The 24,716-nt window shown below is 44.4% G+C and carries 31 protein-coding genes; 25 read left to right on the top strand and 6 right to left on the bottom strand.

Annotated elements, in window-relative coordinates; genetic code table 11:
• Nucleotides 1-156 precede the first annotated feature (156 nt).
• From J0K78_RS04545 to J0K78_RS04525, 5 genes are all read left to right on the top strand, one after another.
• Entirely contained in the window at nucleotides 157-720 is a 564-nt protein-coding gene (locus J0K78_RS04545; protein ID WP_206945598.1) for an RNA polymerase sigma factor, read from the top strand.
• Entirely contained in the window at nucleotides 717-1,520 is an 804-nt protein-coding gene (locus J0K78_RS04540; RefSeq protein WP_206945911.1) for an anti-sigma factor, read from the top strand. The genes J0K78_RS04545 and J0K78_RS04540 overlap by 4 nt, the downstream gene beginning before the upstream one ends.
• A 146-nt stretch (nucleotides 1,521-1,666) precedes the next feature.
• Nucleotides 1,667-2,410, top strand: a complete 744-nt coding sequence (locus tag J0K78_RS04535) for a L,D-transpeptidase family protein (RefSeq protein ID WP_206945597.1) — start codon at nucleotides 1,667-1,669, stop codon at nucleotides 2,408-2,410.
• A gap of 190 nt (nucleotides 2,411-2,600) precedes the next feature.
• Nucleotides 2,601-3,101, top strand: coding sequence for a GNAT family N-acetyltransferase (locus J0K78_RS04530; RefSeq protein ID WP_206945596.1), 501 nt, complete (start codon nucleotides 2,601-2,603; stop codon nucleotides 3,099-3,101).
• Between the two features lie 40 nt (nucleotides 3,102-3,141).
• Nucleotides 3,142-3,927, top strand: a complete 786-nt coding sequence (locus tag J0K78_RS04525) for a phosphatidylserine decarboxylase (RefSeq protein ID WP_206945595.1) — start codon at nucleotides 3,142-3,144, stop codon at nucleotides 3,925-3,927.
• 11 nt (nucleotides 3,928-3,938) lie between these two features.
• On the opposite strand, the gene J0K78_RS04520 is transcribed toward J0K78_RS04525, so the two are convergent.
• A complete protein-coding gene (locus J0K78_RS04520) occupies nucleotides 3,939-4,106 on the bottom strand; it encodes a hypothetical protein (protein WP_206945594.1) in 168 nt (55 codons plus the stop codon).
• 319 nt (nucleotides 4,107-4,425) lie between these two features.
• Here J0K78_RS04520 and J0K78_RS04515 point away from each other — a divergent pair, with 319 nt between their 5' ends.
• A complete protein-coding gene (locus tag J0K78_RS04515; protein WP_206945593.1) occupies nucleotides 4,426-5,010 on the top strand; it encodes a Crp/Fnr family transcriptional regulator in 585 nt (194 codons plus the stop codon).
• Here the strand turns inward: J0K78_RS04515 and J0K78_RS04510 are convergent.
• Nucleotides 4,990-5,709 (bottom strand): DUF4386 domain-containing protein, encoded by a 720-nt coding sequence (locus J0K78_RS04510; RefSeq protein WP_206945592.1) that lies wholly within the window; start codon nucleotides 5,707-5,709, stop codon nucleotides 4,990-4,992. The genes J0K78_RS04515 and J0K78_RS04510 overlap by 21 nt on opposite strands.
• Nucleotides 5,710-5,971: 262 nt before the next feature.
• Between J0K78_RS04510 and J0K78_RS04505 the strand changes: the two genes are divergently transcribed.
• From J0K78_RS04505 to J0K78_RS04495, 3 genes are all read left to right on the top strand, one after another.
• On the top strand, nucleotides 5,972-6,463 hold the full coding sequence (locus J0K78_RS04505; protein ID WP_206945591.1) for a GyrI-like domain-containing protein: 492 nt from the start codon (nucleotides 5,972-5,974) through the stop codon (nucleotides 6,461-6,463).
• 119 nt (nucleotides 6,464-6,582) lie between these two features.
• Nucleotides 6,583-7,398 carry a lipid II flippase Amj family protein gene (locus J0K78_RS04500; RefSeq protein ID WP_206945590.1) on the top strand — a complete coding sequence of 272 codons (816 nt, stop codon included), beginning with the start codon at nucleotides 6,583-6,585 and terminating at the stop codon, nucleotides 7,396-7,398.
• Between the two features lie 18 nt (nucleotides 7,399-7,416).
• The gene (locus J0K78_RS04495) at nucleotides 7,417-7,932 is read left to right on the top strand and encodes a P-loop NTPase family protein (protein WP_206945589.1); all 516 of its coding nucleotides are present in this window, start codon (nucleotides 7,417-7,419) and stop codon (nucleotides 7,930-7,932) included.
• Nucleotides 7,933-7,986: 54 nt separating this feature from the next.
• On the opposite strand, the gene J0K78_RS04490 is transcribed toward J0K78_RS04495, so the two are convergent.
• Both J0K78_RS04490 and J0K78_RS04485 read right to left on the bottom strand, forming a co-directional pair.
• Nucleotides 7,987-8,823: a BMQ_0737 family morphogenetic spore coat protein gene (locus J0K78_RS04490; protein WP_206945588.1), complete on the bottom strand. Its 837-nt coding sequence runs from the start codon at nucleotides 8,821-8,823 to the stop codon at nucleotides 7,987-7,989.
• A gap of 29 nt (nucleotides 8,824-8,852) precedes the next feature.
• Nucleotides 8,853-9,221 carry a DUF3992 domain-containing protein gene (locus tag J0K78_RS04485; RefSeq protein ID WP_206945587.1) on the bottom strand — a complete coding sequence of 123 codons (369 nt, stop codon included), beginning with the start codon at nucleotides 9,219-9,221 and terminating at the stop codon, nucleotides 8,853-8,855.
• A gap of 177 nt (nucleotides 9,222-9,398) precedes the next feature.
• Between J0K78_RS04485 and J0K78_RS04480 the strand changes: the two genes are divergently transcribed.
• On the top strand, nucleotides 9,399-10,658 hold the full coding sequence (locus J0K78_RS04480; RefSeq protein WP_206945586.1) for a hypothetical protein: 1,260 nt from the start codon (nucleotides 9,399-9,401) through the stop codon (nucleotides 10,656-10,658).
• Between the two features lie 26 nt (nucleotides 10,659-10,684).
• On the opposite strand, the gene J0K78_RS04475 is transcribed toward J0K78_RS04480, so the two are convergent.
• On the bottom strand, nucleotides 10,685-11,020 hold the full coding sequence (locus tag J0K78_RS04475) for an S-Ena type endospore appendage (protein ID WP_206945585.1): 336 nt from the start codon (nucleotides 11,018-11,020) through the stop codon (nucleotides 10,685-10,687).
• A gap of 355 nt (nucleotides 11,021-11,375) precedes the next feature.
• On the opposite strand from J0K78_RS04475, the gene J0K78_RS04470 reads away from it, so the two are divergent.
• The 13 genes from J0K78_RS04470 (at nucleotide 11,376) to J0K78_RS04410 (ending at nucleotide 22,853) form a co-directional block, all read left to right on the top strand.
• Entirely contained in the window at nucleotides 11,376-12,746 is a 1,371-nt protein-coding gene (locus J0K78_RS04470) for a copper amine oxidase (protein WP_242517691.1), read from the top strand.
• A gap of 355 nt (nucleotides 12,747-13,101) precedes the next feature.
• Nucleotides 13,102-13,755 (top strand): DUF429 domain-containing protein, encoded by a 654-nt coding sequence (locus tag J0K78_RS04465; RefSeq protein ID WP_206945584.1) that lies wholly within the window; start codon nucleotides 13,102-13,104, stop codon nucleotides 13,753-13,755.
• A 95-nt stretch (nucleotides 13,756-13,850) separates the two neighbouring features.
• Nucleotides 13,851-14,621, top strand: coding sequence for a putative hydro-lyase (locus J0K78_RS04460; RefSeq protein WP_206945583.1), 771 nt, complete (start codon nucleotides 13,851-13,853; stop codon nucleotides 14,619-14,621).
• Nucleotides 14,622-14,712: 91 nt separating this feature from the next.
• Nucleotides 14,713-15,657, top strand: coding sequence for a ribose-phosphate diphosphokinase (locus J0K78_RS04455; RefSeq protein ID WP_206945582.1), 945 nt, complete (start codon nucleotides 14,713-14,715; stop codon nucleotides 15,655-15,657).
• Nucleotides 15,658-15,813: 156 nt separating this feature from the next.
• Nucleotides 15,814-16,158 (top strand): PadR family transcriptional regulator, encoded by a 345-nt coding sequence (locus tag J0K78_RS04450; RefSeq protein ID WP_206945581.1) that lies wholly within the window; start codon nucleotides 15,814-15,816, stop codon nucleotides 16,156-16,158.
• The gene (locus tag J0K78_RS04445; RefSeq protein ID WP_206945580.1) at nucleotides 16,145-17,179 is read left to right on the top strand and encodes an HAAS signaling domain-containing protein; all 1,035 of its coding nucleotides are present in this window, start codon (nucleotides 16,145-16,147) and stop codon (nucleotides 17,177-17,179) included. The genes J0K78_RS04450 and J0K78_RS04445 overlap by 14 nt, the downstream gene beginning before the upstream one ends.
• 155 nt (nucleotides 17,180-17,334) lie before the next feature.
• Nucleotides 17,335-17,538, top strand: a complete 204-nt coding sequence (locus J0K78_RS04440; RefSeq protein ID WP_206945579.1) for a hypothetical protein — start codon at nucleotides 17,335-17,337, stop codon at nucleotides 17,536-17,538.
• A 360-nt stretch (nucleotides 17,539-17,898) separates the two neighbouring features.
• Entirely contained in the window at nucleotides 17,899-19,482 is a 1,584-nt protein-coding gene (locus J0K78_RS04435) for a BCCT family transporter (protein ID WP_206945578.1), read from the top strand.
• Nucleotides 19,483-19,763: 281 nt separating this feature from the next.
• Nucleotides 19,764-20,318, top strand: a complete 555-nt coding sequence (locus J0K78_RS04430) for a hypothetical protein (RefSeq protein WP_206945577.1) — start codon at nucleotides 19,764-19,766, stop codon at nucleotides 20,316-20,318.
• A gap of 104 nt (nucleotides 20,319-20,422) precedes the next feature.
• Nucleotides 20,423-20,767, top strand: coding sequence for a hypothetical protein (locus tag J0K78_RS04425; RefSeq protein WP_206945576.1), 345 nt, complete (start codon nucleotides 20,423-20,425; stop codon nucleotides 20,765-20,767).
• Between the two features lie 193 nt (nucleotides 20,768-20,960).
• A complete protein-coding gene (locus tag J0K78_RS04420) occupies nucleotides 20,961-21,629 on the top strand; it encodes a type 1 glutamine amidotransferase domain-containing protein (RefSeq protein WP_206945575.1) in 669 nt (222 codons plus the stop codon).
• A 60-nt stretch (nucleotides 21,630-21,689) separates the two neighbouring features.
• Nucleotides 21,690-21,971, top strand: coding sequence for a putative quinol monooxygenase (locus J0K78_RS04415; RefSeq protein WP_206945574.1), 282 nt, complete (start codon nucleotides 21,690-21,692; stop codon nucleotides 21,969-21,971).
• Nucleotides 21,972-21,986: 15 nt separating this feature from the next.
• On the top strand, nucleotides 21,987-22,853 hold the full coding sequence (locus J0K78_RS04410; protein ID WP_206945573.1) for a LysR family transcriptional regulator: 867 nt from the start codon (nucleotides 21,987-21,989) through the stop codon (nucleotides 22,851-22,853).
• 41 nt (nucleotides 22,854-22,894) lie between these two features.
• On the opposite strand, the gene J0K78_RS04405 is transcribed toward J0K78_RS04410, so the two are convergent.
• Nucleotides 22,895-23,464 (bottom strand): DJ-1/PfpI family protein, encoded by a 570-nt coding sequence (locus J0K78_RS04405; RefSeq protein WP_206945572.1) that lies wholly within the window; start codon nucleotides 23,462-23,464, stop codon nucleotides 22,895-22,897.
• Between the two features lie 231 nt (nucleotides 23,465-23,695).
• On the opposite strand from J0K78_RS04405, the gene J0K78_RS20245 reads away from it, so the two are divergent.
• Nucleotides 23,696-24,025, top strand: coding sequence for a helix-turn-helix domain-containing protein (locus tag J0K78_RS20245; RefSeq protein WP_370551038.1), 330 nt, complete (start codon nucleotides 23,696-23,698; stop codon nucleotides 24,023-24,025).
• A complete protein-coding gene (locus tag J0K78_RS04400) occupies nucleotides 23,911-24,555 on the top strand; it encodes a GyrI-like domain-containing protein (protein ID WP_370551074.1) in 645 nt (214 codons plus the stop codon). Before J0K78_RS20245 ends, J0K78_RS04400 begins: the two co-directional genes overlap by 115 nt.
• The last annotated feature ends 161 nt before the right edge of the window (nucleotides 24,556-24,716 follow it).

Raw genomic sequence — 24,716 nt, 5'->3', positions numbered from 1 at the left:
GCTCAGGGTGTTTTTTGTAGAGCTGCAAAACATGGGCAGGAGAATTATATAAAAAATGATCCAATCCCCTTTTCTTTTCGTATGCTTTGTGAAACGTGAAGAATCTCCTTTAAAAAGATATACTAAAGAGACCATGGCATAAAAAGGGGAATTTGAATGAGCAAACCGACGGACGATGAGCTTTACGAACAAATCCGTAATCAAGATAAAGCTGCTCTCGAAACCCTCTACAACCGATATGAGAAATTATTATATTCTTTTGCTTATCGAATGATGAAGGATCAGCAGGCCGCAGAAGAAGTGATGCAGGATGTTTTCATCAAGTTGTGGAGAGGCAAAGGAGCAGGTCATTATGTGAAGGAACGCGGCAAGTTCTCAAGCTGGCTGTTGACCATCACGAGAAATGCTTCCATCGACTTGATCAGAAAAAAGAAAGTCCAGGAAGTGGAATGGGATCAAAGAGATTCTGTGCATGAAGAAATGCCCGGTGTCGAGGAAGTCGTCACAGATAAAGAGGAACGCGATCAGTTGCGGAATGCCATCGACACATTACCGGACGAACAACAACGTATGATCTGCCTTTTTTATTTCCAGGGATTATCACAACGGGAAATCGCTGAGAAATGTGACATTCCCCTTGGTACAGTCAAAGGACGGGTCCGGCTCGCATTGAAAAAATTGCGCGAGCATTTGGATGAGAAAGGGGGGGACCACCGATGAATGACAAACAATGCGAGAATGTCCTTGATTATTTGAATGACCAGTTAACAGAAAGAGAGAAAAAAGAATTCGAACAGCATTTACGGGAGTGTCCCGACTGTCAGGAAGAAGTGCAGGAATTGGAGAACCTGATGGGAGACCTCCCTGCCTATATGAAAGAAGCGGCACCTCCCGCCGGTATGCGAGAACGTGTTTTGGATGGTGTCTTCAAGGATGAAGAAGAACAAACCTATGAAACAGAAGAAAGACAGCCCACCATGATTTCGCCTGAAAAGCTGAACAAGTGGAAGGTTTGGGCTGGTGCATTGGCCGCAGGTCTCCTCCTGTCTGTAGGTGGAAATATTTTTGCAGGACTGCAGCTTCAAGAGCTTTCTACACAAAATGAAGATCTTGAGTCGAACCTTTCCGATCTCCAAGTCGCTCTATCTGAACTCGAGGATCGTGAAAGTGAGAATGGAGATACGGTGACACCAACCGAGCGGACGCAGCTTGCCTCGACAGGTGAAGCAGGATCCGGAGTCGCGACCCTTGTTGATCGCAGCATCGGTTCTGAACTGCTTGTCCAAGTGGAAGAGTTGAGTCAACTTGAAGGGGACCAGGTCTATCAAGTGTGGCTGATTGAAGGGGAAAATCCTGAACCGGCCGGTGCTTTTACAACAGATGGGGAAGGTAACGGTGCGGTTACTTTCCGGATTGATGAAGAAAATCAGAAATCCTGGGATGCGATCGCCATCACCAAAGAACCACAACCGAATAACCAGCTTCCTGAAGGTGAAGTTGTTTTACAGGCGGAACTATAGGAAGGCATGGAAGGGGGCTCATGGAGCCGCCCTTCTTTAATTTCTAGAAAATTTCTTTATTTCGACAGCTCCGTTCGACAAGGATTGCCTCGCTCCCGGGAGTATAATGTTGCCATATTCATTAAGGGAGTAATGGAGGAAAGAAAATGGGGATTAGAAAACTTGTGTTCATACTTGCGATGTTGTTACTGGGATCATGTTTGATGGTAAAGCCGGCGGAGGCTGCTGAGAAGGAAGCCATTATTATTAACAAAAGTAATAATCAACTGGCTTTTTATGAAGGTGGAACCCTTCAGAAAGTGTTTCCTGTAGCAACAGGAAGAACGAGAGCTATGACGCCGGAAGGTAAGTTTTCTCTTGTCAATAAAGTGAAAAACAGGCCATGGTATAAAGAAGGCATCCCAGGTGGTGACCCCAGGAACCCTCTAGGTGCAAGATGGCTTGGCATAAAAGTCCCGGGTGACTGGGGGCATACCTCTGGAAATATGTACGGCATCCATGGAACGAATGCACCATCTTCCATCGGAACCTACGCCTCCAGTGGTTGTATTCGCATGTATAACGAAGATGTCATCTGGTTGTTTGAACGTGCGGATAAAAATATCCCTGTTTATATCACAAATTCCTCTTCCTCATTCACGGCATTAGCACAAAAATATGGAGTGGGAGTCAATAAAGCAGTTGCAGGCTACGAATTCTTTGATGAAACGTTAAGGTATGGAAGCAGAGGCGCTTCCGTGGTCATTCTTCAGAAGAAGCTCGGGATAACGGCTGATGGAAGTTTTGGTCCGCAGACCTTAAAAGCTGTGAAGAAGTTTCAAGCTTCAAAAGGGTTGGAAGCTGATGGAATCGTGGGGCCAAAGACAAGGAAAGCATTATTCAGTAAATAGGGGAAGAAGAACGTTTTATAATGTATGATCCACGATTTTTAGGAGCTAAACATTCCTTGGAGTATTTAGCTTCTTTCTTTATGTTGGAAAAAAAGTCCAGTGAATTGTAACTTTTTACATAATAGAAGCGTCCTATAAGCAAGAGAAGGATCATTTCATTACCCAATTATGAACAGAAGTAAAGGGGAGGATGAATGTGATAACGACAGATCGAACAGTGATGAAAGAGATACAGAAGAAAGATTTTGAAGAAGTCAAAGAGCTTTACTTAAGTCCAGTAGTCAGGAAGTACCTCGGAGGCCCGCGTGATGAGGCAAGCCTTCCTGCGCTTTTTGATGGCATCCAGAACTCAGATGGAAACTCTTTGTATTTAGTAGTCCGGGAGAAAGGCACTCGACATTTTATCGGTTTCGTTTCCCTTGATCCTCATCATGATGGAGAGAATATCGAGCTTTCCTATCAATTTCTGCCCCGTTGGTGGGGGAAAGGGTACGGCTCAGAAATTGTGAAAGAAGTCGCAGCTTATGCTTTTCATGAGCTCAACCTCCAAAAACTCACGGCAGAAACACAGATGGCCAATATTTTTTCCTGCAGGCTCTTAGAAAAAGCAGGGATGAAATTAGATAAGACGATTACTCGATTTGGTGAAACGCAATGCATTTATACTTTAATTCCAAGCGAACAGCGTTGAAAGTCCAGGGGGATGACTATTCATGTTAAGGGGGAGTCTAGTGAAAACGTATGTATATCGGGGCATCATTCGTATGTTCAATTCCAAAACGGTTGGCAGGTTTATACATAAATTAAGCCGTTCTTCCTTAAGCAGGCGGTTGATTCCTCTTTACGTGAAACTATTTGAAATTCCTACGGGAGAATTGAATAAACCATTGAAGGATTTCACCTCATTGGAGGAGTTTTTTATCAGAGAATTGAAAGAAGGCGCACGGCCCGTGAAGGGTTTGGAAGAGGAAATTGTAAGTCCTGTGGACGCCAGCGTGGAGCAGTTCGGTGAAGTACAGGATAAGATGATTCAAGTGAAAGGAATCTCTTATTCTATCCAAGACTTGCTGCGGAATCAGGAAATGATTACACGCTACAGGAATGGGTTGTTTCTGGTTTTGTATCTCAGCCCGAGCGACTATCACCGGATTCATTCTCCAGCTCAGGCCGTTGTTGAAAAACAGTTTGACCTTGGTGGGAAGTCTTCCCCTGTAAACAAATGGGGATTAACCATGGGTGAATCACCAATATCAACCAATTATCGTATCATTACAGAATTGAAGCTGGAGGAAGGGATGTACATGGCACTCATTAAAGTAGGTGCCATGTGGGTCAATACCATTGAATGGACCCACCCTCACTCCAGGCTGAGAAAAGGAGAAGAAGTCGGCTTTTTCAGTTTCGGTTCAACCGTGGTGCTTTTGTTTGAAAATGGAAAAGTGAAGTTTCAGCCGGATTTGAAAACACAACGTTCCGTCAAGGCTGGAGAACCATTGGCTGTAAAATCAAAAGGATAGGAAAGGCTTGTTTATTCTTCGCCTTGACCTTGATTGCTGAGTTCCAGCTTTAGTTTTTCCAACTCCACCTTTTTTTCCTCCAGTTCGAGTTTCTTCTTTTTTAAGTCGAAGTGGATGACAAAGCCTAAAAATAGGAAGGTTAAGCCAACAATGATGATAATAAATAAAAACAGGTCCATACCTATCCCCCTTGGATACAAAAGTTTTATCACGCGATTGTCCTCTAAACCTGCAAGGACACTACTCTCACTTGTTCTTTAAAGTTGGATGAAACGTATCTATCGATCACGATGATTCTTTATTTTACGCTGGGTGATTATTCTACAGAACTGGTGCGGTTGATGTTGGAAGAGCATTTATTAGAGAGTCAGGAAAGAGGAGACTGACACTTCACTTTAACATCGCCTGCTTGTAGAGCCAATAGAAAGGAAGAATGTTCCCACAAGAGAATGAAGTTTCTATATTAGTATGAAAGAAAAGACGGAGAGGAAAAGGCTTATGAAGGAGATCCTCATCAACTATATGAAAAAATATAGTGATCTGAGTGAAGCGGAATTGGATAAGATCGCTTCTGATGTCGTTATCGCTCCATTCAATAAAGGGACGGTGTTGTTGCAACAGGGTGAGATTCCTGAACAGTGTTTCTTTATTTTAAAAGGTTGTATCCGGAAGTTTGCTGTGAACGAATCAGGAAAAGAATCGACCGTAGATTTTTATACCGAAGAACAGAGTGTAACCATCTTCAATAAGCATGGATCAGATCAATCTTCCAAATATTCATTGGAATGCCTCGAAGATTGTGTCCTGGTCGTAGGTGATTTATCTGAAGAGCAGGTGGTGTACGACACCAATCCAGGTCTTGAAACGATGATTCTCAAAATGGTGGAGGGCGACATGGCTGAAATCCATGATCATTTTGCGGCATTCATTTCATCCACTCCAGAAGAGCGGTATCAATCCATTCTTGAAAACAGACCGGAATTGTTACAAAGGGTACCACAGCATCAGCTGGCCAGCTACCTGGGAATAACGCCTGAATCCCTGAGCCGCATCAAGAAGCGGTTAGGAAGCTCCCAAATATGAAGATCTGGAAGTGTGTAGATTCTGGATTCCTTTGATGAACAGCCAGATCCCGAATCCTAACTCGCCAATCATCATGGGAAGGCTTAAAATGATCTCCATGGTAGCTGTTATAGTTTCATATTGAGGAAGTCCATTGTACATGGAATGGATCAAAGTATAGCTTCCTCCCGCTATGATTAACAAAATACTCATCCATTTAGGAATAAAAGGAGCTTTTAGAGCCACAAAGCCCACTATGATCAAGTGAAATCCGAATACGATCAGTCCTATTGACCAGAATTTTTCAAAAAGAAGAAGGTTGGTCATCACGTGTTCCCCTGTACCTGAGTTGTCTAGAATAAACCGGCTTACAATCAACAGATGGAAGACAGCCGTGGCAAGGATGATCGTGTAGGAGAGACGGAGAACTCCTGCCAGTAATGCGTAAAGGGAATGAATAGGTTTCAAGACTTTATAAAGCGCCCAGGCTACGATGAGGTCTGTAAGAATAATAACGACCCAGCCGGCGATTTCCATATGAAATAAGGATAGTGAAGACCGCAGGAGGTCATGCGTTTTTGCTGCATCTTCGTAGATGACCAATGAGCTGTGCGCGTATCCATAGGAGAAGAAAGCAGCAATGGTCATCAGCATCAAATTTACTCCCGCTATTATTGCCGGTTTTGGTTGGAAATCTTCCTTTCTATTAGCTGTTTTCATTATAAACCTCCTTGTCTGTTTGATTTTATTTTATTCCAAGCTGCGAAACTCCACATTGACTTAAGTCAATACATTCAACAGAGTAGGCAGATATTGCCCTTCTGAATATTGATGATCATCTCAGTGGGAATGTTTGATACTCAGTCTTTTTATAAAATATTTATTGGTTTATGATGTATTGAATAGGTTCAATGGAGGATTCTGGCATCCGATGTAGAATGAGTTCGAATGGTGCAAAAGTAAAGGAAAGGGAGGTGAATGAATGGAACCGAAAATGATTGAACTGGAGGAAAAGAGAATGGTCGGTAAATCAATGCGGATGACCCTGGATGAAGACGCTACCCAGGAGCTTTGGAAAAGTTTTATGCCTCACCGGAAATCCATTTCGAATCATGTGGATGAAAAGCTTTACAACCTGAAAGTGTTTGATCAAGGATTTGATCCAAAACGATTTCACCCTTCCACCCCTTTCATAAAATGGGCGGCTGTGGAGGTTTTGTCACGAAATCATAAAGAAGTCGAAGGGATGGAAACCCTTGTTTTAAAGGGAGGGTTGTATGCCGTATTTTTGCATCAAGGTCCTGCCAATCGTTTCAATCAAACGTTACAGTACATATTTGAAGAGTGGCTGCCAGCTTCTGCCTATGAGTTGGATGACAGGGCGCATTTCGAACGCTTCACCATTGACTATCATCCAGCTGATCCTGAAGCTGTGGAGGAAGTATGGATTCCTGTTAAAGCGGTGCACGAATAAGTATGGAAGCATTGCTCTGCAATGATGATTAAATGAAGTGTCCTTTTGTGGATTTCGGTCATTTCAGTTGAAGTCTTCCTCTAAGGAGGCATGCATATGTAAGGATGAGGAGTCGTAGTATGGAATTTGTTACAGTGAAAGTTCTCTATATTGCTTTATTCATTCTAGTGATCCATACCATAGAAACCCTGGCTTATGCGGTGCGATTATCAGGGGCCAGGGTGGGATTGATCGCTTCCGCATTATCTCTGTTCAATTTGATGGTCATCGTTTCAAGGATGGCCAATATGATGCAGCAGCCGTTTACGGGAAGTTTGATTGACACAGCCCCTTCGGCAAATCCTCTTCCATTTGTTGAAAGTCAATATCGAGCCATCCTGGGAGCATCCACTGTAGGAACAATCATAGGCATGATTCTACTGCCAACCTTTGTGGCCTTGTTCTCTCGCTCCATCATTCGTTTATCAGAAAAGGGAGGATCGATTCCTTCTTTGTTTCGGATGATGTTTTCCATCGAATACATAAAGAGAGGGCTGCATCAAATCCATCTCCCAAAAAGGAGCTATTTGAAGGGCTTTTCTTTAGAACAGATCCCGAAGCGGTTGTTCTTCATCAATATGCTGGTCACATCGATTTATACTGTGGGTGTATTATCTGCCTTATATGCAGCTCTATTGGTACCGGAGAGAGCATCTACAGTGATCATGGCTTCCGGGTTGATTAACGGAATCGCGACCATTCTATTAGTCGTTTTCGTCGATCCTAAAATCTCTGTTATGGCAGACGATGTCATCAATAAAAAAGGAGATTACCGCAAACTGAAAAATGTATCGCTTATGATGATCACATCCAGATTGTTCGGAACGCTGCTGGCCCAACTCGTTTTCATTCCCGGTGCAAAATATATCGCCTGGTTTACAAAGTTCATTGTTTAACCGTAAAGGGGGAGTTTAGTGAGAGATATAAAGAAAATTCATATCATAGGTTCCGTTGCGAGCGGGAAAACGACACTCGCCAGAAAACTATCTAACGAATGGGAGCTTCCCTATTATGAGCTGGATAATGTGGTTTGGGAAAGGCATCAGACTGGAGATATACGGAGGACAGAGGAGGAGCGGGCTGAATATTTGAAACAGGTGGCTTGCTCGGAGGGGTGGATTGTGGAAGGCGTTCATAATGAATGGTGGGTGGAAGATAGCTTCCGTCATGCGGATGTTATCATTTTCCTTGATACCAACTATTCCGTCCGAACGTACCGCATCATTAAACGGTTCATTTTACAAAAATTACGGTTGGAGAAGGCCCATTATACCCCTACCTTTAGAATTTTTCTCAAAATGTTTAAATGGAATAAGTATTTTGAAGAGAATGGGAAGCCGCATTTTTTTCAAGAGTATCAGGAGTTCCAGGATAAGGTGATCAAGGTGAATACAGTCAGAGAGTTAAGAGATCATCTTTACTCCCCTTGACCCCAGAATTATGAGGAGATTGGTTCCATTCGAATCATAATTTAGTATAAAAGGTTAACTCCTTCGAGGTGTACAATAATCAGCTTCTAAAACCACTGTAACGTCTTTCCATACTTGTATGGATTCACACAATTCCAATTGGACATCTATACAATTCGGATTATTTGAAGAGGGCTGGATCAGACAATCTGCAAGTAACGTCTGACATGAAATTTGTGTTCCTTCCGGGGCGCAAAGGAGAATCTCACGAACGATGCAAAAAGGAACGACACATAAGCACTTCCCTGCAGAAGTCTGGAAACTGATGTATCCCTCAAAACGAATGCGGAGTTGTTGCAGGATGACCGCTTGCTGTGTTGGAAGAGTTATAGGGACGCTCTTTCTGCTGCCGACTTCACGGCATTGAACAGCATCTTCTAAGCTGAGCGGATTCCCGGTAGCGTCTGATAAATAACAGTTGTCCGTCATTTGGTCTGAGTTACACTCTAATTCCTGCCCTTTATCTCTTAAAGGGTATTCCAAGTCCAGACAATACCTTCCTTCTATGTCTGATAATGAATCACTCTTGACTTCAATGCTTGTTAGGGTATTGAAGACCTGTGTAAACGTTTTTCCGCTTCCTGTTGAAACAATCGTCCCGTTAATAGAGAGAGTGATGTCAGCGAAGGTGCCTTTGAATAGCGAAAGAGTCAGCCTGCCTGAAACATGATTTACATCCGTTTCCCATAATGTGGTAAATTCATCTGTTAGCTCTGAAAAATTCCCACAAATTTCATCGGTCGTTTTTCTTTGGGGGATTGGGAGGCAAATCGTTTTACGAAAAGAGAGAGGCAGAGTAACCCAATCATACACTTGTTGAACTTGCAGGCCGTGTTGTTCTCTCACATTCATACCATCTCTCCCCTTTCCTTTCTATATTTTCACGATTCTTGATTTCTGAAGTAGTGGGCATTGATACAATAAGTACCTGCACAGCTCTGCTCTCCCTCTCCAATGCAGGTAATCTGAATTTCGTTGAATTCCCGAACAGTGAAAGACCGCGTGTTTCCGTAAGCACTTTCTATGGCTAAAGGAACGATAAAGGACTGCTGGAGATTTCCATCTAAGAGAATGGTAACCAGTAATCCATCGCTGCATCCTTTGGCGTAATATACACTGACTGTCCCTGTGACTACAAGTTCAGACTCCCATACAGACTCCGGCTCCTCCCCGCAATCAATCGTGAAGTTTCCACAAAAATCATCAGAGTAGAACATGTCCCCGTTCTCCTCACACCAACATCTCACCATTTAAAGCCCTCCTTACACAGTCACTTTGTAGCATTTTATGTAGTGATCGAAGTTTTGATTGGGGATTTACATAGATTTTGAATCTTTCAGAAAGATATATTATGTGAAATAGATAAGCATGGACACGTGCAACTACCTTTTGAATATAGTAATAAAAAAGCTAAAAGGTGTGTTAATATGGCGTGTTGTTCCTATTGTGGATATGACGGAAGGTGCATCTGTGTAAGTACTGTGGAAAATGTTGAATCTTCCACTCTTACGAATATTGGACCAAAGTTGAATTCACAATTTAATGAGTTGAGAGTAGCAGAAAAAAATTCAATCGTAGAGTTGAAGTCTGTTTATGGATTAAGTGAATTAAGGGATATAACTGTAGGAACAGTGACGAATAATTCGGTCGAATACGTGATTACGACAGGAGCGGCTGGAGGGGATGTTTCCTATTTACAAAGCATTGAACGCGGGCGCTATTTAGCAGGTTTTGCAGCAGAAGCTGGAATCGGTGTTCGAACAGACAGTGTCCCTACCGGCGATCAGGTTATGAGGTGGGGGTTGTTTGACGATCAAAACGGGGCTTTCTTCGGAGTGGATAGTACTGGTATTTTTGTAGCCATCCGCAGGCAGAATCCGTCTCCTCCGCCAGTAGCTAATGACTTAATCATCTATCAAACGAATTGGAATATTGATCCGTTGGATGGTACAGGTCCGAGTGGGTTAACGTTGAATCTATCGGACGGAAACATCTTTCAAATTGTTTTTACTTGGTATGGGTATGGAGTCATTGAGTTTCGGGTAGTTGTCCAGGATCCGGACACTCTTGCCCAGGATGTAGTCACGGTGCACCGGTATAAACCTGTGATGGAAACAAGTTTTACGGATCCGAACCTGCCACTGCGGGGAGAGGCTGATAATGGAGGAACACCTGACAACCCTTTGGAACTCCTGGTATCGGGCAGGCAGTACAGCATCTTAGGTAATGTAAATCCTGAGTTTCGAATTACGGCGGCATCCAGAAATACCACCCCTGCAGTTGGTACACAGGCGCTGATCAGCTTTCGAAGAAAACCGATCTTCCCTGCCGGGTCGAATCGTACCAATTCGGTGAGCGTAAAGTTACAGAGCCTTGACCTCGCTCCTACAGCTCCCTTGTTTTATGAAGTGATTCTAGGTGGTACAGTGGCAGGTGCTTATGGAGCAGTTCCTGGAATTCCAGTCAATGAGACATCGTTAGAGGTGAATTTAACCCCCGGCATTCCTGTGGGAGGGATCAGTGTGTTTAAGGGGGTTGCTGCCGGTGGTGGAGGAAACCGTGTGCTTGCTTCAGCTGAACTTTTAGACTTGGAACTCGCAGGAACCGATCCCATCACCCTCGTCGTTGAAACGATATCCGGTTCAAACCAAATCCTATCTACTTTTTCCTTAAAAGAAGAATGGTAAAAAAAAGAGCCCTAAAGGCTCTTTTTTTATGGTCTTGCTGTTTGAATGGCGTTTACTACGACTTGCCCCAGAACTTGCGTATCGCCTACAGAAGAGAAAACATAAAGTTCCTGAAGGCTTTCCACATAAACCGTAACACTGTTGTCAGGATCTGCTGTGGCGATAATATTAGCTCCGGCACTGTCCGTACTTACGTTAGCAGAAGCACCACTTGCATTAAAATTAACTAACGTAACATATCCTGATGGACTTCCCGTCGTCTGTTGAAAAACAAGCACAGGCGTACCTGCAGCATCTTCCGTCGTGTTAAATGTATTACACGTAGTAACCGTCACAACTTGAGGTTCAGGACAACAACTCATAAACATCCTCCTTATTTATACTTCTTATTAGTAGATGTTAAAAAGGTCATTTTGGTATGGACTAGTGTCTTTTTTACTATATTGAATATTCATAGTCTCCTCGTTCTACTCCCTAGCTGAATCCTGGAAACTTTTCTAAATGTATTGCTGAAGATGACCTCCTAGTAGTAGAAAAATCATCGGTCGAAATGAACGGGAGTATACTTTCCGTGAGTGGTTTTCTTTTTTTTAGAAAAAATACGTTGATATGTCGGGGGTTTTGAGGTTTTTTAAAACTTTTTTTGTTTTTTTGTGATCCAAAATGCATCTCCTCTCGTTAGCTTAGTGAAATCAAAATTAAGAGGAGTGGTTGGAAATGAAAAAACAAATCAACTGGAAAAAGTCTTTAATCGCTTTGCCGATGTCTGCAGCACTTATGTTGCCGACAGCCACGGTTACATTCGCCGATGATCACGGGGATCACAAAAAAATGTCAGATGTAACAGTATCGACGCCGGCTGCTGATTTACGTGCAACACTTGATCAATCCCTTTCCGAACATGCCTACCTTGCCGTTGTAACGATGCAGAAAGGAATCGAGGGAGCTGAGGATTTTGATGCAGCGGCAGCAGCACTTGAAGGAAATACACAGGATTTGACCGCAGCGATTGCTTCCGTTTATGGAGACGAAGCAGGACAGAAGTTCGAATCGATGTGGTCTGAACATATCGGCTATTTTGTAGACTACGTGAAAGCGACAGCTGAAGAAGATGAAGCTGGACGTGAAGAAGCGTTGAGTAACTTGGATGACTATCGTGAAGATTTCTCCATGTTCCTGGAGACAGCAACTGGTGAGCGCTTAGAAGCGTCCTCTCTGGCTGAAGGTCTGCAAATGCACGTCAATCAGCTGATCGGTGCTTTTGACAACTATGAAGAAGGCGACTTTGATGAAGCCTATCAAAAACTACGTACGAGTATCGACCATATGTATGGAGTAGGAAAAGGTCTATCCACAGCAATTACGGACCAATTCCCTGATAAATTTGAAAACACGAATCCAGCGACTCCGGCGGCTGATCTTCGTGCAGACTTGAACCATCTGCTATCTGAGCACGCAGCCCTTGCCGTTCTTGCGATGCAAAAAGGCGGAGATGGTGCGGAAGACTTTGAAAATGCCGCAGCTGCGCTCAGCAATAATACCGAAGATCTGACAGCGGCTATCACTTCTGTTTATGGCGATGAAGCCGGACAACAGTTTGAAGACATGTGGTCTGAGCATATTGGTTACTTTGTTGACTATGTAGAAGCAACAGGGGCCGGAGATGAAGAAGCCAAAGAACAAGCACTGACGGCTCTGGATGGTTACCGTGCAGATTTCTCCGAGTTCCTTGATACTGCGACAGAAGGTGGATTAGAAGCAGAAGCGACTGCTGAAGGCCTTCAAATGCACGTAAACCAATTGACAGGATCTTTTGACAGCTATGTAGATGGTGACTTTGATGCGGCTTATGATCAGCTTCGTGAAGCGTATGCTCACATGTATGGTGTAGGTGAGGGACTATCTGGTGCCATCGTCGCGCAAAACCCGGACATGTTCGCTTCAGACATGCCTTCTGAAATGCCGGACACAGGTCTTGGTGGAACGGCAGATGAGGGATTGAACGCTTGGATGATCGCTTTCGCAAGTATGGCAGCCGTCCTATTCGCCGCAATGATCGGCGTACGCAAAAGCAAAAACAATGCTTAAACGGTAGTTTCTTGATTTACTAAATTTACCACACCAGGTCATACAGATATTTCCATTATCTGCGGGGGCTTTGTCATGGTCAACAAGGTTTCTGGTCTCTCACATGGATGATAATTTAACCTATTCACTTGCACAGGGGGAGGGTTAACAGGTATCTATTTTCATATAGATGCCTGTTTTTTTCGTCTGCAGTCTTCAAGGAAATCCAGGCCGATTTCTGAAAAAACTGATCTACTCCTGTGAATCATGATATGATGGTCGATAATCAATCTAACTTTCAGCAAAGATTAGAAATGTATCCATCCTGCATTAATTACCCTCTCATTACCAGCGACATTTGAAGGAGGTCCGCTAGATGCAATACATAGGCTTGGACTTATCGGGACCCAGTAACACGAAAGGCACCGTACTCGTTCATTTTCAGAAGCAGGGAGATAAGCTTCATTACGAACAACATGAAACACCTGTGAATGACCATGTTTTACTTACATACATAGAATCTTTAGCGAATAGAGATTCCGTCACGATAGGGATAGACGCTCCATTATCCTATGAAGACGGGGGAGGAGACAGGGAAAGCGACAGAGCCTTGAGAAGCTTTGTAACTGAGCTGGGTATGAAAGGGGCCTCCATCATGCCGCCGACGATGATGCGCATGGTGTACTTATCCTTGAGAGGGATCCGGATCACGAGAGAAATCGAACGCCTTTCCACGCCATATGAGATTCATCTCGTGGAAGTCCATCCTGGAGCCGCCCTGGGAGCAAGAATGGAAAATATCGATGATGTGCTTTACTACAAGCAGGACCACTCGATTCGTAAAAGAATAAGAACATGGTTCGATTCACAACAAATGCTGGGTGTACCGGAAAGAATGGCTGAAGAATCTCACACCATCGACGCTTGTGCAGCTGCTCTTGCGGCCTGGCACTGGCAGGATCCTGACCACGAACCCGCCTGGCTGTTCAGGGCATGCCCGCCTCTCCACCCTTATGAATTTTGTTGTTGATACCTTCAAATGGCGTAAATGAACACTCGCTCCCTGCAAGAGTGGGGGCCTTAAATGACTAGGAAGTTTTAAATAGGAAAGGAGACACAATCAACATGAAACCATTGAAAGAAAGAACATCCATTCGAAACGAAGAAAACACCGGTACAACATCCGGTTTATGTGAAGGATATATTCAAACCAATATGGTGACCCTCCCGAAAGCGTATGCCTTCGATTTTTTGTTGTTCTGCATGAGGAATCCGAAGCCTTGCCCCTTGGTCGAAGTAATGGAAGCGGGGCAGACCGAACCGAAAGTGGCGGAGGCGGATATCCGGACCGACCTGCCGCGTTACCGCATTTACCGTGATGGAAAGTTTTCAGAAGAAGTCCTGAACATCTCCGACGTATGGCAGGATGATTTCGTAACGTTTCTCATCGGCTGTAGTTTCACTTTTGAAAAAGCGCTCCTTGATGGAGGAATCCCTTTGTTCCACCAGCAGCAGAAAAAAGTCGTTCCTATGTTCGACACAACCATACCGCTCGAGCCTGCCGGAATTTTCAAAGGGAATATGGTCGTCAGTATGCGGGCGATCCCGAACGATTTAGTCGATCAGGCCCTTGCCATATCCGAACGATTTGAACAATCACACGGCAGTCCTGTTCATATCGGGGACCCGGAAGAAATCGGCATCAAGGATCTTGAGAATCCGGATTATGGAGAAGCCGTCGAATTCGACGCTGCAGAAGCGACGCCTGTTTTTTGGGCGTGCGGGGTGACCCCACAAAATGCGGCGCTTCAAGCGAAGCCACCAATTATGATTACCCATGCTCCGGGTCATATGTTAATTACCGATCAAATGGATCCGAATTATGATAATGGGTAACTCTTACCAAACGAGATTCCGAACTTGCAACAAAGCCCCTGTAGTGATAAGTTTTTCTTAACAAAACCTTTACAAAACAGGAGCGATACATATGGATACACAATCTCAGATGAAGCTTTTTACATTAAACTCCAATGAACCATTGGCTCAGGAAATTGCAGAGATCCTGGAAGTTCCCTTAGGGAAGAGTAAAGTCGTCCATTTCAGTGATGGAGAAGTGCAGATTAATATCGAAGAAAGTGTCCGCGGTGACGATATCTACCTGATTCAGTCCACCTCCCAGCCGGTCAATGAGCATGTGATGGAAACGTTGATCATGGTCGACGCCTTGAAACGCGCTTCCGCTAAAACGATCAATGTGGTCATTCCTTATTACGGGTATGCTCGCCAGGACCGCAAAGCCCGTGCCCGTGAACCGATCACAGCGAAATTGATTGCCAACCTTCTGGAGAAGGCAGGAGCTGACAGAGTCATCTCTTTGGACTTGCATGCCCCGCAGATCCAAGGTTTCTTCAACATTCCGGTTGATCAGCTGCAGGGAATCCCGATCCTGGGAGAGTACTTCAAAACGAAAGACATCGAAGACCTTGTTGTCGTCGCTCCTAATACAAGCGGTTTAAACCGTGTAAGAAAGATGGCGAACATCCTTGATGCCCCTCTTGCGTTCATCGATAAACGAAAGGCAGAACCCGGGGAACCAGAAGTCCGTGACGTCGTCGGAGAAGTGGAAGGCAAAAATGTCCTCATCGTCGATGATATGATGGATACAGCAGGCACCGTGACTGTAGCTGCCGATATTCTCCATGAAAATGGCGTCCATGATATCTATGCCTGCGGTACGCACGCGGTATTATCCGATCCGGCCGTCATTAAAATTGAGCAGTCTCCAATCAAAGAATTGGTCATCACGAATTCCATCTTCCAGCCGGAAGAAAAACAGATTGATAAAATGACCGTGCTTTCTGTTGCGCCTCTGCTCGCAGATGCGTTGCTGCGCGTCCAGCACGAGCATTCCGTGAGTGTCCTGTTCGATTAATTTTCAGTGTTCAAAAGCACCTCTTTCCGAAGAGGTGCTTTTTTTGTTTGAAAAATCATTATAGATCTATGAAAATACAGTTGCACATACAATACTGTATGACATATACTAAGTGTAGATAGTGTTTGTCGTACAGTATATAGAGGAGTGAAGATTTTGAGTCAACTACTGAACTCATTGCTGACCGAACAGCGGAGGGGGAATCTGACGTTGGCGGTCCTAAGTCAGCTGCGGACGCCGCAATATGGGTACTCTCTCGTAAAACGATTAGAAGATTCAGGCATCACCATTGACCAAAGTACGCTTTACCCTTTGCTTCGCCGGTTGGAAAAAAAAGACCTGGTCACGAGCAGCTGGGACACTTCAGAGTCCCGCCCCCGGAAGTATTATGTATTGAGTGATTATGGGGAAGATGTTTTTCAAACGTTGAAGGAAGAATGGAAAAAAGCGACGAATGAATTGTTCCGCTTATTGGAGGAGGAGAGCAATGAAATGGATTGATGTCTATTTACAGGAAGTTGAACGCCGGCTGCCAGAGAAGAACCGCGAAGACATCCTACTTGAGATCCGATCGACGATCGAGGATATGCTTCCTGAGAACCCTTCAGAGGAGGATGTCAAAGGGGTGCTTCAGGAGTTGGGCGATCCTGTAAAGCTTGCCCATGGGTACAGTGAGAAGCCGATGCATCTGATCGGTCCTCGTTATTATGATACCTATATCTCCCTTATAAAAATGATCCTGCCGATTGCGATTACGATTTCATTAATCACTCTCGTCGCGGAGAATATTCTTGGGACGGTGGAGGAAGGCAACGTGATTACGATGATCCTCGCCATTGTCGGTGAGGGCGTCTGGCGTGTGATTTCCGTCGGCATGCAAGTGTTTTTTTGGATCACGATCATTTTCGCCCTGATCGAACGAGTGGACATCGGCATAGAAGATGAAGAACGTAGGTCTCCACGTAAAATATGGACACCCGCAGATTTGAAAAAAGTCGCTCGTGCTCCGAGGAGACGTTCGATTTCCCAGTGGGAAGTTTATGGAGCATTTCTTTGGACAGCGATTTGGGGTACCGTGTACTTCCACGCTGATCAATTGTTAGGAATCTATGAAAACCAAGGAGAAGGACTGACATTCATTACCCCTGCTCTGAACCAGGATGTCCTTCTCAGCTATTGGCCCGGAGTCGTCCTGGTGATCGGGCTGGAAGTTGCATTGGCTCACTATAAGTTATTGAAGAGAGAATGGAGCAAGGGCATCATGTGGTTCAATACCATTCAGGAAGGCGTATCCATAGGGATATTCGTTTGGGTCATTACAGATGAAAAGCTGTTCGCTTCGTCATTCATCAACTATATTTCGGATCTTTTCCAATGGAATTCAGCTCAATTCGAGAGTGGGCTAACTTGGAGAATAGCCGCGATCTTCGTTATTTTTGCTGTATGGAACATCATAGATGGATTCATCAAATACAAAAGAGGCGTGAAGAAGACGAAATTGAACCATGAATTCGTAAAATGAGCGGAGTAAAAAGATGACCCGATTTGTTCAGGGTCATCTTTTTAATGTATTACCCAAAATATTCCTGTTGATGTTAAGGTAAAGGGAAACAGTTGGTTAAAGAGCAACAAAAATGTAGCAATCGTACCGGGCTAGGGATAGAGGGGGCAATGACCATGGAAAATAAGACAAAATGGGTAGTATCCACACTATGTACAATAACGATCCTTATGGGTATTTTCTTAGTAGGCACGCAGTCCTACTTCAATAGCAAAGAAATCGACAACGCTAGTAATCAATGTTATGACATCGGAGGGACTCCAGAAGTGGAAAGTAGTTTTTTGGCGATCAGCTACTCCTTTGAATGCCATACAGAGTAAGGTTCAAAATTTCATGTGATTGAATAGGATTGTACCTAAAAAAAGCAGCTCATGCACACCATGAGCTGCTTTTTTCTATGAAATGCAGGGACCAGTCCCCATGACATTATAGATTTATGGCTCACAGGTAATTAGGGTGCCTCAGCTGTCAAATGCTTTCACATTCTATAAATCCTTGCTTCGCTTCTATTTGACGAGTTGTACGAACATCTCTATAATTAATCCCTATGTGTTAAAAAAAGTCTCAGAACAAGAGGAGTATTCGTTTTCTGAACGTCTAAAGAACAAAGCCATTGTAAATTCGTCATAGATTTAAAAATACATTAACTATCACAGGTTAAAAAACCTAGGAGGAAAATAATGAACGAAAAAACGAATAGGAGAACGAGAATTGACTGGATCACATTCAGCATCAGTGGGGGCTTTCTCGTCTTATTTTTACTCTTGTCGCTCTTGAATAAAGACCTGATGGGAGAATGGATCTCAAGCTCGTTCGACTTTTCTGTTACATTCTTTGGTGCCTTTTGGCAGCTGCTGCTATTGGCTACATTCGTAGTTGGCGTTTCGCTGGCCTTGTCGAAATATGGAAAAGTGAAGTTAGGAAAATTGGACCGGCCGGAGAATAGCTGGTTCCGCTGGGTCTCTATGATCCTTTGCACATTGCTTGCGAGTGGAGGTGTTTTCTGGGCAGCCGGAGAACCGATCTACCATTTCTTAACGACTCCACCGCTATTCGCTGATGAGGGAGTGACAAGTGCAGAGGCCGTTGTCCCTGGTTTAGCCCAGAGCTTTTTCCACTGGGGCTTTACCGCATGGGCGTGTTTAGGTACTGTAGCTACGATTGTCCTCATGTATGCACACTATCATAAAGGGTATCCATTGAAGCCAAGGGCGATTTTGTATCCGATGGTCGGAGAAAAGATCTTTAATAAAAAAAGTGTCATCGGCGCTGCCGCGGATATTGTATCTGTCATTGCCGTAGCCGCTGGAACAATTGGACCGATCGGCTTCTTAGGGTTGCAAGTCGGTTATGCGCTCAATTATTTATTCAACATTCCTGATACGCTGTTCACGCAGTCACTCGTGATTATTTTCCTTGTGACAATCGCTGCGATTTCTGCTGCTTCCGGCGTGGATAAAGGGATTCAACTGCTGAGCCGTCTGAACGTCGGTTTTGCCGTCGTTCTAATGATCGGGATGCTCATCTTAGGACCGACCATGTTCATCATCGATTCATTCATCGCAGCGGAAGCCTTTCAAATTCAGAACTTCCTGCGTATGAGTCTTTATCGCGGTGACAGCGGCTGGCTTGGGTATTGGACCGTCTTTTTCTGGGGCTGGTTCCTCGGTTTTGGACCGGCGATGGCGATGTTCATCAGCCGGATTTCCAGAGGTCGTACCATCCGTGAGCTGATTCTTGCTGTAGCCATCATCGCTCCGATTGTAAGTAATTTCTGGTTTGCCGTTGTCGGAGGATCTGGTTTGTTTTACGAATTGGAATCACCTGGGGCAGTCTCAACGGCTTTGAATGAAACAGGCATGCCTGCCGCCGTGATGGCGATTATGGAGCAAGTACCATTCGGCATGGTCATGGCCGCTGGATTCTTAATCGTGACGATTATCTTCGTCGCGACAACGGCCGATTCGATGTCTTATTCCGTCGCAGTTACGATTACAGGTGATACTCACCCGCCACGTGTCCTTCGTGTGTTTTGGGCGCTGTTGTTCGGGGGAATCGCTGCAACCCTTCTCGGTATTGGGGAAAGCAGTATTCAAACGCTCCAAAACTTCATCGTCGTTACCGCTGTTCCGGTTTCCTTGCTATTGCTGCCACCTGTCTGGCTGGCACCGAAAGTTGCAAAACGGATGGCAGAGGAACAAGGACTGATTACGGAGAGTCATAGACCTGCATCTGTTGAAGAAAAAGAACGGAAAACATCTTAAATGTAATCAAGCCGCTATTCTATCTTTGAAAATCAATAGAATAGCGGCTTTTTATCTACATAACAACCTGAATCTTGTCGTACCTCATAAGATGGATGTTAATCAGTTGAAAAAATTTCAGCTGGATGTGAAGAGGTGTATGCGGAGTTCATACACATAAGATAACAAGAGGATACTAAAAAAAAAGGAAGTGACAAACCATCTGGAAATCGAACAGAAGATTATTCTTAACGCTTGGTTCCCTTGTTATTTTAGTACTTCCTATTCTAACCAACCAGCTGATGACATTCCGTTGGTTCCATGTTGTCGGGGATGAGGAAACTTGGATTGCTTTTTATGGTAGTTACCTTGGCGGGATCATTGGAGGGTTGATGACTCTGGCAGGTGTTTTGCTGACGTTTAATTTCCAAAATAGGAACAAACTACAGGAAGATGAAGTAAATGAACATAAAACGCTGCTTATGCTCTATCCAAAGTTTCTATTAATCAAATCAAATTTAAAGGATATCAGATACTCCTTGGAAAACAATCACCATATGATGGAGCAGGGGAACGAATGGAATCCTATGGAACGTGAAATGTTCAAGTGGAGAATAAACAGGTTAGCAGAAAAACTTAACTTTTTAGAAGAGATAGATTCAAGTAAGCTTCTTCCGGAAACGATTGTAAAGCTCCTGGAGCTGCATAGGGAATTAGAGAACATCTATGTGGCGGTTTCTGTATTAGAGGCGAATTTTGAAAGTGGGTTTCCATCTGAATCCTGGGAGGAATATTCCCATGGTGTGAAGGATGCTATGGACCACTTAGATACAACGATGAGGGACTTGAGTATTTAAGTGAGATTGAGGTCATCACCTGTCCTCAGTATGAGGTGAGTAGGTTTCCGCCTTTTCTTATTAGGGAAAATGGTTGTTATAAAACTTACTCAGGAGGAATCACCATGCCTAACGAAACCAAACAAACCTTCCATATCACAGACGCCAGCGACTTCAACCGCGTCTGCGTAGAAAACGATGGACTAGCTTTCCCGGAACTCAAAAAAATGATGGAAGACTACATACTAAGCCAAGCCACCATGGAGTTTAAAGAATGCTGGATTCAGGATCAGCAAGTGGAAGAAGGGGAAGTCAGAACCGTCCAGGTCAATTTTCTGGATACGAACTCCCATAACTTTATCCGCCTCTTTGGTTCGAAGAACAATGAAACCGATGAAGTATTGAATATGAAAGTGGATGCGATTGACTTGAATACGGAGAAAGTCGTCTATGAGCGTCAATTAGCATAAAACATGGAGAAGGCTGGCTTTTAAGCTAAGCCTTCTTTTTTTAATGAAGATGGTTAAGAGAGTCGCGCAGGATACTGAAGTGATGTATAAATATATTTATACATCAATCTATATTTACTAATTTGTATTATACATGCCTCCGTTCTACAATTAGAATCGTAAACCAATTCAAATCCTCAGGAGGAATGAAAAAATGAGTAAACATATACTAATGGTCGTTACGACGGCAGACAAGATGAATGACGAGTTGGACACAGGTCTTTGGCTTTCTGAATTCGGGGAAGCTTATGTAGAATTTGCAAAGAAAGGGTATGATATGACTATTGCAAGCCCGAAAGGTGGAAAAGCGCCTGTGGATGACCGCAGTCTGGAAGGTGGCGAAACGCCACAGGAAATTCTTGATACGGCCAAGCATTTGGAAAACACTGTGAAAATCGATGACGTAACCGATGTTTCCAAGTTTGATGCGATTTTCCTGCCGGGTGGTCATGGAACAATGTTCGATCTTCCGGACAACAAGAAACTGCATGAAATCATCCGTGAACTTTATGAAGCGGACAAAGTGGTGGCAGCGGTTTGTCATGGTCCGGCAGGTCTTGTTGGTGTGACACTTTCCGATGGTTCGCCAATCGTGAAAGGACAAACGGTTACGGCGTTCACAGATGAAGAGGAGCGTGCAACGACATTGGATGCACACATGCCTTTCCTATTGGAAACACGCTTGCGTGAGCTTGGCGCAGACTTCGTAGGTGCAGACAATTGGTCCGATCACGTGAAAGTTTCCGGTCACTTAATTACGGGCCAGAATCCTCAATCAACCATCAGCGTTGCCAAAGAAGTTATAAACAAGCTTGAAAAATAAAGGAATGCGGGGGCCTGTGAGTTTAACTTGCAGGTTCTTTCGTGCTAAAGGAGAAAAGTGATGATTACAATTAATGCCATTATTAAAGCGAAACAGGGACAGGAAGAAGCACTTCTTGCAGAAATGAAAAAAGCTGTTGAACCATCCCGATCAGAAGAAGGGTGTATCGAATATACCCTCCACCGTTCGTTAGACGATGACGGGACCTTTGTCTTTTATGAAACATGGGAAAATGAAGCGGCGTTGAAAGCTCATATTGATTCAGAGCATTATCAAGCTTATCGTGAGGCGACAGCCGAACTCACCGAATCGCGCACGGTTCATAAACTGCAGAAATTATAAAGGGAACATGAATCGATGATTGATTTTGAATGGTACCGTAGTTTCATCAGTATCTACAAGCATGGATCGGTATCCGCGGCTGCCAAAGCACGCTTCATGACCCAGCCGGCGATGAGTCAGCATTTGGCGGCATTGGAGTCAGAAGTCGGAGAACCGCTGTTTACACGGGCACCAAGAAAAATGGTTCCTACGGATAAAGGGAAGGAATTGTACACGAAGCTTGTGCCTCTTATTGAAAACCTGGAAAGCACAACACAGGAAATCAAACAGACATCTAACCATCCCTCAGAGATGCCGCTGCTCAAGCTGGGTTCACCGGTCGAGTTTTTTACAGGGAGAGTCCTTGAGAAGGTCCGTTCCCTGGATATCCGCTATCTTGTCCATTTCGGTACGGCGCCTACGCTTCTGAACCAGCTGATCAACGAAGAAGTCGATCTGATCATGACACCGCAGAAACAGACGGTCACAGGGATTGAATACACCCACTTGGAAGTAGAGACATTTGTCGTTGTGGCCCCGGTGAATATGAGGGTGGAGGAAGAGGTGGAGGATATCGAAGGCTGGCTCAAAGAGCAGGCCTGGCTGAGTTACGGCCTCGATCTTCCAATCATACGCCGGTATTGGCGGGAACATTTCAACAAACGCCCGGATGTGAAAGCGAAGCACATCATTCCTAACCTGCAGTCAATTCTGAAGGCGATTATAAGAGGTATGGGCATCAGTGTGCTGCCGTTATATTTGATTGAAGAAGCTGTAGAAGAAGGGAAAGTACAGATTCTTTTTCCTGAAACCTCTGTAAATAATGCTCTTTACGCCGCTTACCGCATCGATAAACGCGAAGAACCGAATATCAAGTCCATTGTCCAACAATGGAAAAAATAAGACCGTGGCTTCCCTGCTTTGGAGAAGACACGGTCTTTGTTTTATGAGTTGACGGTTGATCCTTTCACCTGCTTCACAAATTCTTTCATGATGGAAGGCAGGTCCGGCCATGCGTGACCGGAAATGAGGTTGTCATCAACATAATTCATTTCGTCCATGTATGTGGCACCGATACTCTCTACTTCAGGTCGGCATGCATGGTAGGCGGTCATCTTCCGGCCTTCTATGACGTCAGCGATCGTTGTCAACACAAGGCTTCCATGGCACATGACGGCAATCGGTTTTTCTGCGATGAAGAAATGGCTGACGATTCCCGGCAGGTCCTCGTGCATACGAATATGTTCAGGGGCGCGGCCGCCTGGAATGATCAGTGCATCATAATCGTTCGGATCGACTTGTTCGAAAGTCATGTTCGAATCAATCATATACCCTTTCTTCTCGGTGTATGTTTCCCAGTCTTCAAAATCGTGGATGACCGTATTCAATTTCTTCTTATGAGGTGCGGCGATATCGACATCAAATCCTTCTTCCAGGCAGCGGAAATAAGGGTAATACACTTCCAACGCTTCTACAGCATCTCCCGTGACAATCAACACTTTCTTTGCAGTCATCTTTCACCCTCCTAAAGTAGATTTACATTAAGGTTTAATACCCTTAATCTCTTCAGGGATAACCACATATTTCCTTCATACGGGCTTTTCTTTTCTCGATTTCCATGGACTTTCGAATAGGAAGTTTCCCTTAATGGAACTCTTTTTTTATTAAACCTGACAGCAGCAAGCACTTGCTGTCAGGTTTTCATGATAAAGTATGGATAGAATGAAACCGAGGGAGGGGAAGCCATGAGTTGGATACAATCGATGCAGGAAGCCATCGACTTCATGGAACAGCACTTATTGGAGGATCTCTCCATGGATGAGGTGACGAAGGCAGCCTATACCTCCCCCTATCACTTCCAGCGGATCTTCAGCCTTCTGACCGGTACGACAGTCGCAGAATATCTGCGAAGACGAAGGTTGACCCTCGCAGCACAGGAACTGAGAAAGGGAATTGGAAAATCATCGATGTCGCTTACAAGTATGGCTATGAAACTCCCGAGTCTTTTTCCAGGGCGTTCCGGAAGCAGCACGGCATATCACCTCGAGAAGCACGGAGTTACAGGGGAAAGATGACCGCATACAACCGCCTGGTCATCCAGGTGAATTTAAAAGGAGCTGATCCGATGGAGTATGAAGTAGTGGAAAAAGAAGCGTTTCATGTGGTTGGTATGAAAGAAGAGTTTTCCTGTCTGAACGGTGAGAATCTGAAAGGCATCCCTCAGATGTGGGGGAAAGTCAATGGAGATGGTACAGACCAGAAATTGTTGAAAGAAAACAATGGACCTGTAAAAGGGCTTCTGGGAATCTGTGTCGACAAAACGGCTGTAAAAGAGAACCACATCGACTACTGGATTGCCACTTCCCATGAAGGGGGAGAGGTCCAAGGTTTAGAGTCTTTGCATGTTCCAAAAGCAAAATGGGCGGTTTTCGGTGTGCATGGCGCTATGCCACACGCCATGCAGGAAACGTGGAAGAAGATCTATTCCGAATGGTTTCCATCCAGCGGCTATGAAAATGCCGGTGGCCCTGAGCTAGAAGTCTATCACGATGGTAATCCTAACAGTGAAGACTATTACTCGGAAATATGGATTCCAGTCAAATAGATCGGAGTAGCACAATCCTTTGTCGGATTGTGCTTTTTCTTATGGAATAAAGGATTTTATTGTAAAAATGCAGAAGATATCATGTATCCATGCTATCAAGGGCAGGGGATTCGTAAGGTCCTATTTTTTATTTCTTGCTGATTTCCTAATCTCGTGTTCGT

It is taken from the genome of Halobacillus sp. GSS1 (assembly GCF_017307035.1).
Classification (GTDB): Bacteria; Bacillota; Bacilli; order Bacillales; family Halobacillaceae; genus Halobacillus; species Halobacillus litoralis.
Note: the sequence above shows the minus strand (reverse complement) of the source record. Positions and strands in the feature narration are given on the sequence as shown.